At 71.3% G+C, this 13926-nt stretch carries 13 protein-coding genes; 1 reads left to right on the top strand and 12 read right to left on the bottom strand.

Translation table 11 applies throughout. The features are described from left to right. Positions 1-159 precede the first annotated feature (159 nt). The 12 genes from coaBC to pyrR all read right to left on the bottom strand — a co-directional run bounded on the left by coaBC (position 160) and on the right by pyrR (position 13057). The gene (gene coaBC / locus AC07BS_RS31390; RefSeq protein ID WP_478935193.1) at positions 160-1365 is read right to left on the bottom strand and encodes a bifunctional phosphopantothenoylcysteine decarboxylase/phosphopantothenate--cysteine ligase CoaBC; all 1206 of its coding nucleotides are present in this window, start codon (positions 1363-1365) and stop codon (positions 160-162) included. Between the two features lie 159 nt (positions 1366-1524). Continuing rightward, positions 1525-1797, bottom strand: coding sequence for a DNA-directed RNA polymerase subunit omega (gene rpoZ / locus AC07BS_RS31385; RefSeq protein WP_030360466.1), 273 nt, complete (start codon positions 1795-1797; stop codon positions 1525-1527). 34 nt (positions 1798-1831) lie between these two features. Then, the gene (gene gmk, locus AC07BS_RS31380; RefSeq protein ID WP_478644511.1) at positions 1832-2422 is read right to left on the bottom strand and encodes a guanylate kinase; all 591 of its coding nucleotides are present in this window, start codon (positions 2420-2422) and stop codon (positions 1832-1834) included. A 73-nt stretch (positions 2423-2495) separates the two neighbouring features. Beyond that, positions 2496-2819, bottom strand: coding sequence for an integration host factor (locus tag AC07BS_RS31375; RefSeq protein ID WP_086566690.1), 324 nt, complete (start codon positions 2817-2819; stop codon positions 2496-2498). Positions 2820-3076: 257 nt separating this feature from the next. Next, positions 3077-3925, bottom strand: coding sequence for an orotidine-5'-phosphate decarboxylase (pyrF, locus tag AC07BS_RS31370; protein ID WP_478644514.1), 849 nt, complete (start codon positions 3923-3925; stop codon positions 3077-3079). A gap of 11 nt (positions 3926-3936) precedes the next feature. After that, the gene (locus AC07BS_RS31365) at positions 3937-5040 is read right to left on the bottom strand and encodes a quinone-dependent dihydroorotate dehydrogenase (protein WP_478644515.1); all 1104 of its coding nucleotides are present in this window, start codon (positions 5038-5040) and stop codon (positions 3937-3939) included. Positions 5041-5124: 84 nt separating this feature from the next. Next, entirely contained in the window at positions 5125-8433 is a 3309-nt protein-coding gene (gene carB / locus AC07BS_RS31360; protein WP_478644516.1) for a carbamoyl-phosphate synthase large subunit, read from the bottom strand. Then, complete coding sequence (carA, locus tag AC07BS_RS31355) at positions 8426-9565, bottom strand: glutamine-hydrolyzing carbamoyl-phosphate synthase small subunit (RefSeq protein ID WP_478644518.1); 1140 nt, start codon at positions 9563-9565, stop codon at positions 8426-8428. Before carA ends, carB begins: the two co-directional genes overlap by 8 nt. Continuing rightward, positions 9562-10125, bottom strand: coding sequence for a PH-like domain-containing protein (locus AC07BS_RS31350; RefSeq protein WP_478644519.1), 564 nt, complete (start codon positions 10123-10125; stop codon positions 9562-9564). The genes carA and AC07BS_RS31350 overlap by 4 nt, the downstream gene beginning before the upstream one ends. Beyond that, entirely contained in the window at positions 10122-11408 is a 1287-nt protein-coding gene (locus AC07BS_RS31345) for a dihydroorotase (RefSeq protein ID WP_478644520.1), read from the bottom strand. Before AC07BS_RS31345 ends, AC07BS_RS31350 begins: the two co-directional genes overlap by 4 nt. A gap of 2 nt (positions 11409-11410) precedes the next feature. After that, a complete protein-coding gene (locus AC07BS_RS31340) occupies positions 11411-12397 on the bottom strand; it encodes an aspartate carbamoyltransferase catalytic subunit (protein WP_478644522.1) in 987 nt (328 codons plus the stop codon). 90 nt (positions 12398-12487) lie between these two features. Continuing rightward, positions 12488-13057, bottom strand: a complete 570-nt coding sequence (pyrR, locus tag AC07BS_RS31335; RefSeq protein ID WP_478644524.1) for a bifunctional pyr operon transcriptional regulator/uracil phosphoribosyltransferase PyrR — start codon at positions 13055-13057, stop codon at positions 12488-12490. A gap of 235 nt (positions 13058-13292) precedes the next feature. On the opposite strand from pyrR, the gene bldD reads away from it, so the two are divergent. Then, a complete protein-coding gene (bldD, locus tag AC07BS_RS31330; protein WP_004948690.1) occupies positions 13293-13793 on the top strand; it encodes a transcriptional regulator BldD in 501 nt (166 codons plus the stop codon). Positions 13794-13926: the final 133 nt, after the last annotated feature.

The raw sequence follows: 13926 nt of genomic DNA, 5'->3' as shown, positions 1-13926 counted from the left end.
AAGATCCGGCCGAGAGCTGCGCTCGACCCGGATCCGGTTGCCAGTTTATCCGGCGTTCTTCCGCTTCGGACATCCCCTCCCGGATGACATACCGCATGCCCTGTGACTCCCGTCACGAAATCGTCACGGGAGCACAGCGGAATGCGGCCGTCCCCCGGGTCAGGCGAGACGCGGCAGCACCAGGTCCCAGACGGTGTCCGCGAGGGCTTCCTTGGGACCGTGCGGGACCGCGGTCTCGGTGCCGTCACAGGCGAGGACGACGGCCTCGTTCTCCTCCGACCCGAAGGTCTTGCGCTCCCCCACCTCGTTGACGACCAGCAGGTCACAGCCCTTGCGGGCCAGCTTGGCGCGGCCGTTCGCGAGGACGTCGTCGGTCTCCGCGGCGAAGCCGACGACGATCTGGCCGGGCCGCGCGCGGTGCGCGGAGAGCTCGGCGAGGACGTCGGGGTTGCGGACGAGCGCGACCGGCTCGGGCTCCTGCCCGTCCCGCTTCTTGATCTTGCCTTCGGCGTAGCTCGCCGGGCGGAAGTCGGCCACGGCGGCGGCCATCACCACGGCGTCCGCGTCCGTCGCCGCCTTGATCACGGCCTCCCGCAGTTGAACGGCCGTCCCCACGCGCACCACGTCGACCCCGGCCGGGTCGGGCAGCTCGCTGTTGGCGGCGACGAGCGTCACCCTGGCTCCCCGGGCGACAGCCGTACGGGCCAGGGCGTACCCCTGCTTGCCCGAGGAGCGGTTGCCCAGGTACCGCACGGGGTCCAGCGGCTCACGGGTGCCGCCGGCGCTCACCACGACGTGACGGCCGGCGAGGTCGGCCGCCGCCCGGTCGCCCCGGGCGAGCACCCGGCGGCAGACCTCGAAGATCTCCGCGGGGTCCGGGAAGCGGCCCTTGCCGGTGTCGGCGCCGGTCAGCCGGCCGACGGCGGGCTCCAGGACGATCGCGCCGCGGCGGCGCAGCGTGGCCACGTTCTCCTGGGTGGCGGCGTGCTCCCACATCTCGGTGTGCATGGCCGGGGCGAAGACGACGGGGCAGCGGGCCGTGAGCAGGGTGTTGGTCAGCAGGTCGTCGGCCAGGCCGTGGGCCGCCTTGGCCAGCATGTCGGCGGTGGCGGGCGCGACCACGACGAGGTCGGCGCGCTGGCCGATCCGCACGTGCGGCACCTCGTGCACGGACTCCCACACCCGGGTGGCGGCGGGGTGGCCGGAGAGCGCGGACCAGGTCGCCTCCCCGACGAAGTTCAGGGCCGACTCGGTCGGCACGACCCGGACGTCGTGCCCCGACTCGGTGAGCCTGCGCAGCAGCTCGCACGCCTTGTAGGCGGCGATCCCGCCGCTGACCCCCAGGACGACCTCGGGCTTGTCCATCGCTCTCGCTTCTCCCCACGATCACCGTGCACACGCACGTATGTACGGTCCTATGACACACCAAGGGCCCGGCAGACGTCCCCCAGCATCGCTGGGTGGCGCCCCCTGCCGGGCCCTTGGTGACGAAAAGTTACGACGCGAATGCCGCGCCGGGTGCGCCTACTGCGCCGGGGCCTCGACGGCCTCGGAGGTCAGCAGGCCCGCGTTGATCTCGCGGAGCGCGATGGAGAGCGGCTTCTCGTGGACGTGGGTGTCCACCAGCGGGCCGACGTACTCCAGCAGGCCCTCGCCGAGCTGCGAGTAGTACGCGTTGATCTGACGCGCGCGCTTGGCGGCGTAGATCACCAGGCTGTACTTCGAGTCGGTCGCCTCGAGCAGCTCATCAATCGGCGGGTTGATGATGCCCTCGGGCGCGGTGATGGAAGAGGACACTCTCTGCCTTCCGAAGGGGGGTGAAGAAAGATGTTCAGCGCAGCAAGGCTAGCAGCTCGCGCGCGACGTCCTCGACCGAGGTGTTGACCAGCGTGGTGTCGAACTCCGACTCCGCCGCCAGCTCCACCTTGGCCACCGTCAGCCGGCGCTCGATGACCTCGGGCGACTCGGTGCCCCGGCCGGTGAGCCGGCGGACCAGCTCGTCCCAGCCGGGGGGCGCGAGGAAGACCAGCTGGGCCTCCGGCATGGTCTCGCGCACCTGGCGGGCGCCCTGGAGATCGATCTCCAGCAGGACCGGCTCGCCCGCCTCCAGGCGGTCGAGCACGGCCCGGCGGGGCGTGCCGTAGCGGTTGCCCGCGAACTCGGCCCACTCCAGCAGCTCGCCATTGGCGACCAGCTTGTCGAACTCCTCGTCGTCCACGAAGAAGTACTGGACGCCCTCCTGCTCGCCGGGCCGCGGCTTGCGGGTGGTGCAGGAGACCGACAGCCAGACGTCGGGGTGGGCCTTGCGCATATGGGCGACGACCGTGCTCTTACCGACCCCGGAGGGGCCGGAGAGCACGGTCAGCCGCGGTTGTCCGGCCGGAGGGACGGGGGACGTCCCCCGGGAGACTGCAGTACTCATGCAGCGATTATCCCGGTTCCCGGGAGTGCCTGGGAACGCCGGGCCGCCGCGGGGCACTCCCGGGGGGCCGTCGTCAGGCGGCCTTGCCGCCGAACTCGCGCTCCAGGGAGGCGATCTGGTTGGAGCCGAGACCGCGGACACGGCGGCTCTCGGAGATGCCGAGCCGCTCCATGATCTGCTTGGCGCGGACCTTGCCGACGCCGGGCAGGCTCTCCAGCAGGGCGCTGACCTTCATCTTGCCGATGACGTCGTCCTTCTGTCCCTGCTCGATGACCTCGTGCAGGGAGGCGCCGGAGTGCTTGAGCCGATTCTTGACCTCGGCGCGGGCCCGGCGAGCCGCGGCGGCCTTTTCGAGCGCGGCTGCGCGCTGTTCAGGGGTAAGGGGCGGAAGAGCCACGCCTACGTCACCTCGGATGTCGAACTGTCGGATACGGACCGGTGAGGAACCTAGTCGGCCCACACCTGGGGAGCAACGAGCAACGCGCTTGCACGTTCGCTCTCGTCGGAGACTAGCGGCCGATGCCGCTCCAGTCAGCGAGAACAAGCGAAAAGTCCTGGTCAGCCTCGATCGACCAGGACTTTTCCGGACATAATGACCGACAATTTTCCTTGGCGGTTGGCGTTAACTCGCCGGTGCCTCCCGCCTGGGACGTGTCAGCCGCCCACCGCTTCGCGCACATCGGCGGCGAAACGCGCCGCACTGTCGCGCAGGGCGGCCGTGTCCGGGCCATGACGGAGCACTCCGCGGCTCACATTCGGGACAACGTCGCGCACGGCCGCGCCGAAGACCTTGGGCAGGTCGGCGGCGGTGGCGCCCTGCGCGCCGATGCCCGGCGCGAGCAGCGGACCGTTGATGGCCAGCTCGGCACCCGCCGCGGTCAGGGAGTCACCCAGCGTGGCACCGACGACCGCGCCGTACGAGCCCATGGGCGCGGCGTCCGCGTTCTCGGCCCGCAGGTGGTCCAGCATCGTCGCGGCGACGCTCCGGCCGTCGGAGCGCACCGCGTGCTGCACCTCCGCGCCCTCCGGGTTGGAGGTGAGCGCCAGCACGAACACGCCGGTGCCGCTCTCCCGGGCCAGGTCCAGCGCCGGGCGCAGCGAGCCGTAGCCCAGGTACGGGCTGACGGTCACGGCGTCGGAGAAGAGCGGCGAGGACGGCTCCAGGTACGTCTCGGCGTACGCGGCCATCGTCGAGCCGATGTCGCCGCGCTTGGCGTCCATCAGCACCAGCGCGCCGGCGGCGCGGGCGTCGGCCACCGCCCGCTCCAGGACCGCGAGGCCGCGCGAGCCGAAGCGCTCGAAGAAGGCGGACTGCGGCTTGAGGACGGCCACGCGGTCGGCCAGCGCCTCCACGACGGTGTGCGTGAAGCGCTCCAGGCCGGCGATGTCGTCGGACAGGCCCCAGTCGGCCAGCAGGGAGGCGTGGGGGTCGATGCCGACGCAGAGGGGGCCGCGCTCGTCCATGGCGCGGCGCAGACGGGCGCCGAAGGATTCGGTCGTCATGGGCTTCTCCTTCATCGCGCGGCCGCGCCGACGGCCTCGGCGAGGGTGGTGTACGGGCTGGCCGCCAGGCGCTCGGCCAGGCCCTTGTGGATCGTGCGGCACCAGAAGGGGCCCTCGTAGACGAAGGCGCTGTAGCCCTGGACGAGCGTGGCGCCCGCCAGGATGCGCTCCCAGACGTCGTCGGCGGTCTCGACGCCGCCGACCCCGACGAGGGTGATCCGGTCGCCCACACGGGCGTACAGACGGCTCAGGACCTCCAGCGAGCGGGCCTTCAGGGGGGCGCCGGACAGACCGCCCGCGCCGATGGCCTCGACGGTCCGCTTCGGGGTGGTGAGGCCGAGGCCGTCGCGGGCGATGGTGGTGTTGGTGGCGATGATGCCGTCCAGGCCCAGCTCGACGGCGAGGTCGGCGACGGCGTCGACGTCCTCGTCGGCCAGATCGGGGGCGATCTTCACCAGCAGGGGCACCCGGCGCGCGGTGACCGTGCGGTCGGCGGCCTCGCGGACGGCGGCGAGCAGCGGCCGCAGCGACTCGGTGGCCTGGAGGTTCCGCAGCCCGGGCGTGTTGGGCGAGGAGACGTTGACGACGAGGTAGTCGGCGTGGGCCGCGAGCCGCTCGGTGGAGGCGACGTAGTCGGCGACGGCCTCGGCCTCGGGCACGACCTTGGTCTTGCCGATGTTGACACCGACGGTGGTACGGAAGACCTCGCGGCGGGCCGCCAGGCGCTCCGCCACGGCCACCGAGCCGTCGTTGTTGAAGCCCATGCGGTTGACCAGCGCGCGGTCCGCCACGAGGCGGAAGAGGCGCTTCTTGGGGTTGCCGGGCTGGGGCTGCGCGGTGACGGTGCCGACCTCGACGTGGTCGAAGCCGAGCATGGCCATGCCGTCGATCGCGGAGGCGTTCTTGTCGAAGCCCGCGGCGAGGCCGAAGGGGCCGTGCATCCGCAGGCCCAGGGCCTCCGTACGCAGCTCCTTGTGGCGCGGCGCGAGGACGGCCGCGACGAAGGTGCGCAGGACGGGGACGCGGGAGACGGCACGGATCCAGCCGAAGGCCAGGTGGTGGGCCCGCTCGGGGTCCATGCGCGTGAAGATCAGTCGGAAGAGGAGCGAGTACATCGGGGTGACGGGCCTTCCACGGGCGAGGGGGAGGTTCCGGGGAACCGCCCACCCGCCCCGGGCGGGGCGGGTGGGCGGCGGGGGTCAGGACCTGGCGTCGGTCAGCTGCCGGGCGTGCTCCTGGAGGGAGCGGACGCCGACCTCGCCCCGGTTGAAGGCCTCGATGCCCTGGACGGCGGCGGCGAGCGCCTGGACCGTCGTCAGGCACGGCACCGCGCGGGCGACCGCGGCGGTGCGGATCTCGTAGCCGTCGAGACGGCCGCCGGTGCCGTACGGGGTGTTGACGATCAGGTCGACCTGGCCGTCGTGGATGAGCTGGACGATGGTCTTCTCGCCGTTCGGGCCCTCGCCCTCGCTCTGCTTGCGGACCACGGTGGCGTTGATGCCGTTGCGGCGCAGGACCTCGGCGGTGCCGGAGGTGGCGAGGAGCTCGAAGCCGTGGGCGACCAGCTCACGGGCCGGGAAGATCATCGAGCGCTTGTCGCGGTTGGCGACCGAGACGAACGCGCGGCCCTTGGTGGGCAGCGCGCCGTACGCGCCGGCCTGCGACTTGGCGTAGGCGGTGCCGAAGACGCTGTCGATGCCCATGACCTCTCCGGTGGAGCGCATCTCCGGGCCGAGGACGGTGTCCACGCCGCGGCCGTGGATGTCGCGGAAGCGCGACCACGGCATGACGGCCTCCTTGACGGAGATCGGCGCGTCCAGCGGCAGCGTGCCGCCGTCGCCGGCCTTCGGCAGCATGCCCTCGGCGCGCAGCTCGGCGATGGTCGCGCCCAGCGAGATCCGGGCGGCGGCCTTCGCCAGCGGGACGGCCGTCGCCTTGGAGGTGAACGGCACCGTACGGGAGGCGCGCGGGTTGGCCTCCAGGACGTAGAGGATGTCCCCGGCCATGGCGAACTGGATGTTGATCAGACCGCGCACGCCGACGCCCTTGGCGATGGCCTCGGTGGAGGCCCGCAGCCGCTTGATGTCGTAGCCGCCGAGGGTGATCGGGGGCAGCGCGCAGGCGGAGTCGCCGGAGTGGATGCCGGCCTCCTCGATGTGCTCCATGACGCCGCCGAGGTAGAGCTCCTGGCCGTCGTAGAGCGCGTCGACGTCGATCTCGATGGCGTCGTCGAGGAAGCGGTCGATGAGCACCGGGTGCTCGGAGATCAGGCCCGCGTGCCGCTCCAGGTAGCCGGCGAGCGAGGGCTCGTCGTAGACGATCTCCATGCCGCGGCCGCCGAGCACGTAGGACGGGCGGACCATGACCGGGTAGCCGATGCCGGCGGCGATGCCCTTGGCCTCCTCGAAGGAGTAGGCGGTGCCGTACTTGGGCGCGGGCAGCCCGGCCTCGGTCAGCACGCGGCCGAAGGCGCCGCGCTCCTCGGCGAGGTCGATGGCCTCCGGGGAGGTGCCGACGATCGGCACGCCGTTGTCCTTGAGCGCCTGGGCGAGGCCCAGCGGGGTCTGGCCGCCGAGCTGGACGACGACGCCCGCGACGGGGCCCGCGAGGGACTCCGCGTGGACGATCTCCAGGACGTCCTCCAGGGTGAGCGGCTCGAAGTAGAGCCGGTCGGAGGTGTCGTAGTCGGTGGAGACGGTCTCCGGGTTGCAGTTGACCATCACGGTCTCGTAGCCCGCGTCGCTCAGCGCGAAGGAGGCGTGGACGCACGAGTAGTCGAACTCGATGCCCTGGCCGATACGGTTCGGGCCGGAGCCCAGGATGATCACCGCGGGCTTCTCGCGCGGCGCGACCTCGGACTCCTCGTCGTAGGACGAGTAGAAGTACGGGGTCTTCGCGGCGAACTCGGCGGCGCAGGTGTCGACCGTCTTGTAGACCGGGCGGACACCGAGGGCGTGCCGGACCTCGCGGACGACGTCCTCGCGCAGGCCCCGGATCGCGCCGATCTGGGCGTCGGAGAAGCCGTGCCGCTTGGCCTCGGCGAGCAGCTCGGGCTCGAGCTTGTCGGCGGCGGCCAGCTCGTCGGCGATCTCCTTGATCAGGAAGAGCTGGTCGACGAACCAGGGGTCGATACGGGTGGCCTCGAAGACCTCCTCGGGCGTGGCACCGGCCCGGATGGCGGCCATCACGGTGTTGATGCGGCCGTCGGTGGGCCGGACGGCCTTCTCCAGCAGCTCGGCCTTGTCGCCCGGTGCCGACACGAAGTCGAACTGCGAGCCCTTCTTCTCCAGCGAGCGCAGGGCCTTCTGGAGGGCCTCGGTGAAGTTGCGGCCGATGGCCATGGCCTCGCCGACCGACTTCATGGTCGTCGTCAGCGTGGCGTCGGCGGCCGGGAACTTCTCGAACGCGAAGCGGGGCGCCTTGACCACGACGTAGTCGAGCGTGGGCTCGAAGGACGCCGGGGTCTTCTCGGTGATGTCGTTGGGGATCTCGTCCAGCGTGTAGCCGACGGCGAGCCGCGCCGCGATCTTGGCGATCGGGAAGCCGGTGGCCTTGGACGCCAGCGCCGAGGAGCGGGAGACGCGCGGGTTCATCTCGATGACGATGACCCGGCCGTCGTCGGGGTTGACCGCGAACTGGATGTTGCAGCCGCCGGTGTCGACGCCGACCTCGCGGATGATCGCGATGCCGATGTCGCGCAGGACCTGGTACTCGCGGTCGGTCAGCGTCATCGCGGGCGCCACGGTGATGGAGTCACCGGTGTGCACGCCCATCGGGTCGAAGTTCTCGATGGAGCAGACGACCACGACGTTGTCGTTCTTGTCGCGCATCAGCTCCAGCTCGTACTCCTTCCAGCCGAGGATGGACTCCTCCAGGAGCACCTCGGTGGTCGGGGAGAGCGTGAGGCCTTGACCGGCGATGCGGCGCAGCTCCTCCTCGTCGTGGGCGAAGCCGGAGCCGGCGCCGCCCATGGTGAAGGAGGGGCGGACGACGACGGGGTAGCCGCCGAGCTCGTCGACGCCCGCGATGACCTCGTCCATGGTGTGGCAGATGACCGAGCGAGCGGACTCTCCGTGGCCGATCTTGGCGTTGACCGCCTCGACGACGCCCTTGAACAGGTCGCGGTCCTCGCCCTTGTGGATGGCCTCGACGTTGGCGCCGATCAGCTCCACGCCGTACTTCTCCAGGACACCGTTCTCGTGCATCGAGATCGCGGTGTTGAGCGCGGTCTGGCCGCCGAGGGTGGGCAGGAGCGCGTCGGGGCGCTCCTTGGCGATGATCTTCTCGACGAACTCCGGGGTGATCGGCTCGACGTACGTGGCGTCGGCGATCTCCGGGTCGGTCATGATCGTGGCCGGGTTGGAGTTGACGAGGACGACCCGCAGGCCCTCGGACTTCAGCACGCGGCAGGCCTGGGTGCCGGAGTAGTCGAACTCCGCGGCCTGGCCGATGACGATCGGGCCGGAGCCGATGACCAGAACGGACTGGATGTCGGTGCGCTTAGGCACGCTGGCCCTCCATCAGGGAGACGAAGCGGTCGAACAGGTACGCGGCGTCGTGCGGTCCTGCGGCTGCCTCGGGGTGGTACTGGACGCTGAATGCCGGCTGGTCGAGCAGCTGGAGGCCTTCGACCACGTTGTCGTTGAGACACACGTGGGAGACCTCGACCCGGCCGTAGGGCGTGTCGGTGGCCGCGTCGAGCGGGGCGTCGACGGCGAAACCGTGGTTGTGGGCCGTGACCTCGACCTTGCCGGTCGTGCGGTCCTGCACGGGCTGGTTGATGCCCCGGTGGCCGTACTTCAGCTTGTAGGTGCCGAAGCCCAGCGCGCGGCCGAGGATCTGGTTGCCGAAGCAGATGCCGAACAGGGGGGTCTTGCGGGAGAGGACCTCGCGCATCACGGAGACCGGGTGGTCGGCGGTGGCCGGGTCGCCCGGGCCGTTGGAGAAGAACACGCCGTCCGGGTTCACCGCGTAGACGTCCTCGGCGGTGGCGGTGGCCGGCAGGACGTGCACCTCGATGCCGCGCTCGGCCATCCGGTGCGGGGTCATGCCCTTGATGCCCAGGTCGACCGCGGCGACGGTGAAGCGCTTCTCACCGATCGCGGGGACGACGTAGGCCTCCTTGGTGGCGACCTCCGCGGAGAGGTCGGCGCCCTGCATCTCGGGGGCCTGGCGGACCTCGGCGAGCATGACGCCCTCGTCGGGGAGCGAGTTGCCGGAGAAGATGCCGACACGCATCGCGCCGCGCTCGCGCAGGTGGCGGGTGAGCGCGCGGGTGTCGACGCCGCTGATGCCGACGACGCCCTGCTTGGCCAGCTCCTCGTCCAGGGAACGGCGCGAGCGCCAGTTGGACGGGACGCGGGCGGGGTCGCGGACCACGTAGCCGGCGACCCAGATGCGGCCGGACTCGGGGTCCTCGTCGTTGACGCCCGTGTTGCCCACGTGCGGGGCCGTCATCACGACGACCTGGCGGTGGTAGGACGGGTCGGTCAGGGTCTCCTGGTAGCCGGTCATGCCGGTGGAGAACACGGCCTCGCCGAAGGTCGTCCCGACCGCCCCGTAGGCACGGCCGCGGAACGTACGACCGTCCTCCAGGACGAGTACGGCGGGGACCTTGCTTCCCCTGCTGGAGGTCGTCATCGTGCGCCTTCCGTAGTGCTGTTCATGGTGCCGACCGCCTCGACCCAGGCGGCGTGCTCGGCCGCCCGGTCGGAGCGGAAGCCCGAGTCGATGGTCTTGTCGCCGTGCTGCCAGGTGATCACGAGCAGGCCCTCGGGGAGGACCTTGCCCGCGATGCCCGTCTCCAGGCGGGCGCCGCGCAGGGCGGCGGCGGGGATGAAGAAGTCCTGGGCGCCGGGCCGTACGACGTCCACGCCCTGCTCCGTCAGGGTGAGCTCCGCCTTGCTGCGCGTGCCCAGCCCGTGCGCGACGATGCGGTCGAGCCACTGCCCGGCGGTGGTGGAGCCGTGGTAGCGGCCACTCATCGTGAGCGTGGGCTCACCCCGCCCGCCGGGGGCCGCGGGCAACTCGGGCAGGTCGCCCTGGAGCGTGCCGCGCCACTTCCAGCCCTCGCGCATCAGCCAGTAGAGCAGTGCGATGAAGAGCAGCAGCCCCACGACCCAGCCGGCGCGCGCGGCCCAGTCGGTGACGTCGGCGGACTTCCGCTCGGCCGCCAGAGTGATGATTTGTGCAGGTGTCACGCGAGATTCCCGTCCACGACCGTCGCCCGGCCCCGCAGGAAGGTGTGGGTGACGCGACCCGGCAGCTCGCGGCCCTCGTAGGGGGTGTTGCGGCTGCGGGAGGCGAAGCCCGCGGGGTCCACGACACCACGGTAAGCGGAATCGACCAGGGTGAGGTTGGCGGGCTCACCGGGAGCGATGGGGCGGCCGTGACCGGCGAGGCTGCCGATCTCCGCGGGCTTGACCGACATCCGCTCGGCGACCCCGGCCCAGTCCAGCAGCCCGGTCTCGACCATCGTGTGCTGCACCACGGCGAGCGCGGTCTCCAGGCCCACCATGCCCATGGCGGCCGCGGCCCACTCGCAGTCCTTGTCCTCGTGGGGGTGCGGGGCGTGGTCGGTGGCGACGATGTCGATCGTGCCGTCGGCCAGCGCCTCGCGCAGCGCCATCACGTCGCGCTCGGTGCGCAGCGGCGGGTTCACCTTGTAGACCGGGTTGTAGGACCGCACGAGCTCGTCGGTGAGGAGCAGGTGGTGCGGGGTGACCTCGGCGGTGACGTCGATGCCGCGGGACTTGGCCCAGCGGACGATCTCGACCGAGCCGGCGGTGGACAGGTGGCAGATGTGCACCCGGGAGCCGACGTGCTCGGCGAGCAGGACGTCGCGCGCGATGATCGACTCCTCGGCGACGGCCGGCCAGCCGCCCAGGCCCAGCTCGGCGGAGACGATGCCCTCGTTCATCTGGGCACCCTCGGTGAGCCGGGGCTCCTGCGCGTGCTGGGCGATGACGCCGCCGAAGGCCTTCACGTACTCCAGCGCGCGGCGCATGATCACCGCGTCGTCGACGCACTTGCCGTCGTCGGAGAAGACGGTGACACCGGCGGCGGAGTCGTGCATGGCGCCGAGCTCGGAGAGCTGCTTGCCCTCCAGGCCGACGGTGACGGCGCCGATGGGCTGGACGTCGCAGTAACCGGACTCCTTGCCGAGCCGCCAGACCTGCTCGACGACGCCGGCCGTGTCGGCGACCGGGAAGGTGTTGGCCATGGCGAAGACGGCGGTGTAGCCGCCGCTCGCGGCGGCCCGGGTGCCGGTCAGGACGGTCTCGGAGTCCTCGCGGCCGGGCTCGCGCAGGTGGGTGTGGAGGTCGACCAGTCCGGGCAGCAGGATCTTGCCGTCGGCCTCGATGACCGTCGCGTCCTCGGCGGACAGGCCGGTGCCGACCGCCGCGATGGTCTCGCCGTCGATCAGGACGTCCTGCGGCTCGCCGCCGAGGACCTTCGCACCACGGATCAGGATCTTGGTCATGGTTACTTGCTCTCCTCGGTGCGGGCGTTGTTCGTGGTGACGGCCGGCTCGGAGCCGCCCAGCAGCAGGTAGAGGACGGCCATCCGGGTGCTGACGCCGTTGGCGACCTGCTCGACGGCCGTGCAGCGGTCGGAGTCGGCGACCTCGGCGGTGATCTCCATGCCGCGGTTCATCGGGCCGGGGTGCATCACGACGGCGTGCTCGGGCATCTTCGCCATGCGGTCGCCGTCCAGGCCGTAGCGCCGCGAGTACTCGCGCTCGGTGGGGAAGAACGCGGCGTTCATCCGCTCGCGCTGCACCCGCAGCATCATCACGGCGTCGGACTTCGGCAGCACCGCGTCCAGGTCGTAGGAGACCTCGCAGGGCCAGGTCTCGACGCCGACCGGCACCAGCGTGGGCGGGGCGACCAGGGTGACCTCGGCGCCGAGCGTGGTCAGCAGGTGGACGTTGGAGCGGGCCACCCGGCTGTGCAGCACGTCGCCGACGATCGTGATCCGGCGGCCGGACAGGTCCTTGCCGAGGCCGGCGTCCCGGCCGACCAGGCGGCGGCGCATGGTGAAGGCGTCCAGCAGCGCCTGGGTGGGGTGCTCGTGGGTGCCGTCACCGGCGTTGACGACGGCCCCGTCGATCCAGCCGGAGTTGGCGAGCCGGTAGGGCGCGCCGGAGGCGTGGTGGCGGATGACGACGGCGTCCGCGCCCATCGCCTCCAGGGTCAGGGCGGTGTCCTTGAGCGACTCGCCCTTGGAGACCGAGGAGCCCTTGGCGGAGAAGTTGATGACGTCGGCCGAGAGCCGCTTGGCGGCGGCCTCGAAGGAGATGCGGGTCCGCGTCGAGTCCTCGAAGAAGAGGTTGACGACGGTACGGCCGCGCAGGGTCGGCAGCTTCTTGATGGGCCGGTCGGCGACCCGGGCCATTTCCTCGGCGGTGTCGAGGATCAGGACGGCGTCGTCGCGGGTGAGGTCGGCGGCCGAGATGAGATGGCGCTGCATCCGGTTGCTCCGTGGTTGAGGAGGTATGCGGGGGTACGGACGGGCATGCCGCGGCACGGCCCCGGGATCACCGGGTCCGTGGTGGGGGTGCTACTGCCCGTCTGCCGGGGTGGTCGTGCCCGCGCCGAGGAGCACGCTGTCGCGGCCGTCCTCCTCGGTCAGGTGGACCTTGACCGTCTCCCGCAGCGACGTGGGGAGGTTCTTGCCGACGTAGTCGGCGCGGATCGGGAGCTCGCGGTGGCCGCGGTCGACGAGGACGGCCAGCTGGACGGCGCGCGGCCGGCCGAGGTCGTTCATGGCGTCGAGGGCGGCACGGATGGTGCGGCCGGAGAAGAGCACGTCGTCGACGAGGATGACGAGCCTGCCGTCGATGCCCTCACCGGGGATCTCGGTGCGGGCGAGCGCACGGGCGGGACGCAGCCGCAGGTCGTCGCGGTACATCGTGATGTCGAGGGAGCCGACCGGCATCTTGCCGCCGGTGATCTCTTCGAGCTTGGCGGCCAGCCGGCGGGCGAGGAAGACACCGCGGGTGGGAATGCCGAGGAGCACGACGTCGTCGGCGCCCTTGGCGCGCTCGACGATCTCATGAGCGATCCGGGTGAGGACCCGGGCGATGTCCGGTGCTTCGAGCACGGGACGCGCAGCAGGAATTGCGTCCATACGAAACGGACCTCCTTCTCCGCCTCACGGGACGGACTTTAAAGGACGTCGGATTTACATGTTTCACCGTACCAGCACCAGCGGGCGCCTTACGCCATCACCCCACTGACGGCCCAGAGCGGGCACCATTCGGCTTGACGAACCGAGATTACGCTGCGTAACCTCACAGTGAGTTACCAGACACGCGGCCGTCGAGCTGACGCCGCGCACGTCGATACAGCGTCCGGGGAGCTTTATGTCCAGCGAATACGCCAAACAGCTCGGGGCCAAGCTCCGCGCCATCCGCACCCAGCAGGGCCTCTCCCTCCATGGCGTCGAGGAGAAGTCCCAGGGGCGCTGGAAGGCCGTCGTGGTCGGTTCGTACGAGCGCGGCGACCGTGCCGTGACCGTGCAGCGCCTGGCCGAGCTGGCCGATTTCTACGGTGTGCCCGTGCAGGAGCTGCTGCCCGGCACCACGCCCGGCGGCGCCGCCGAGCCGCCGCCGAAGCTGGTCCTGGACCTGGAGCGGCTCGCCCACGTCCCGGCCGAGAAGGCCGGCCCGCTGCAGCGTTACGCCGCCACCATCCAGAGCCAGCGCGGCGACTACAACGGCAAGGTCCTCTCGATCCGCCAGGACGACCTGCGGACCCTCGCCGTCATCTACGACCAGTCGCCCTCGGTGCTCACCGAGCAGCTGATCAGCTGGGGTGTGCTCGACGCCGACGCCCGTCGCGCCGTCCAGCACGAGGACGCCTAGCCGTCACAGCGGCTGCCGTCTTTTGCCGATAACGAACCGGGGGGGGGGGGGGGGGGGGGGGGGGGGGGGGGGGGGGGGGGGGGGGGGGGGGGGGGGGGGGGGGGGGGGGGGGGGGGGGGGGAGAGGGGGGGGG

It is taken from the genome of Streptomyces sp. NPDC044063, from assembly GCF_056434285.1.
This window is presented reverse-complemented; position numbering and strand designations above follow the sequence as displayed.

Coding starts and splice junctions, on each gene's coding strand:
- coaBC (WP_478935193.1), bottom strand. CDS start 1,365: ATGGACAAGCCCGAGGTCGTCCTGGGGGTCAGCGGCGGGATCGCCGCC.
- gmk (WP_478644511.1), bottom strand. CDS start 2,422: ATGAGTACTGCAGTCTCCCGGGGGACGTCCCCCGTCCCTCCGGCCGGA.
- pyrF (WP_478644514.1), bottom strand. CDS start 3,925: ATGACGACCGAATCCTTCGGCGCCCGTCTGCGCCGCGCCATGGACGAG.
- AC07BS_RS31365 (WP_478644515.1), bottom strand. CDS start 5,040: ATGTACTCGCTCCTCTTCCGACTGATCTTCACGCGCATGGACCCCGAG.
- carA (WP_478644518.1), bottom strand. CDS start 9,565: ATGACGACCTCCAGCAGGGGAAGCAAGGTCCCCGCCGTACTCGTCCTG.
- AC07BS_RS31345 (WP_478644520.1), bottom strand. CDS start 11,408: ATGACCAAGATCCTGATCCGTGGTGCGAAGGTCCTCGGCGGCGAGCCG.
- AC07BS_RS31340 (WP_478644522.1), bottom strand. CDS start 12,397: ATGCAGCGCCATCTCATCTCGGCCGCCGACCTCACCCGCGACGACGCC.
- pyrR (WP_478644524.1), bottom strand. CDS start 13,057: ATGGACGCAATTCCTGCTGCGCGTCCCGTGCTCGAAGCACCGGACATC.
- bldD (WP_004948690.1), top strand. CDS start 13,293: ATGTCCAGCGAATACGCCAAACAGCTCGGGGCCAAGCTCCGCGCCATC.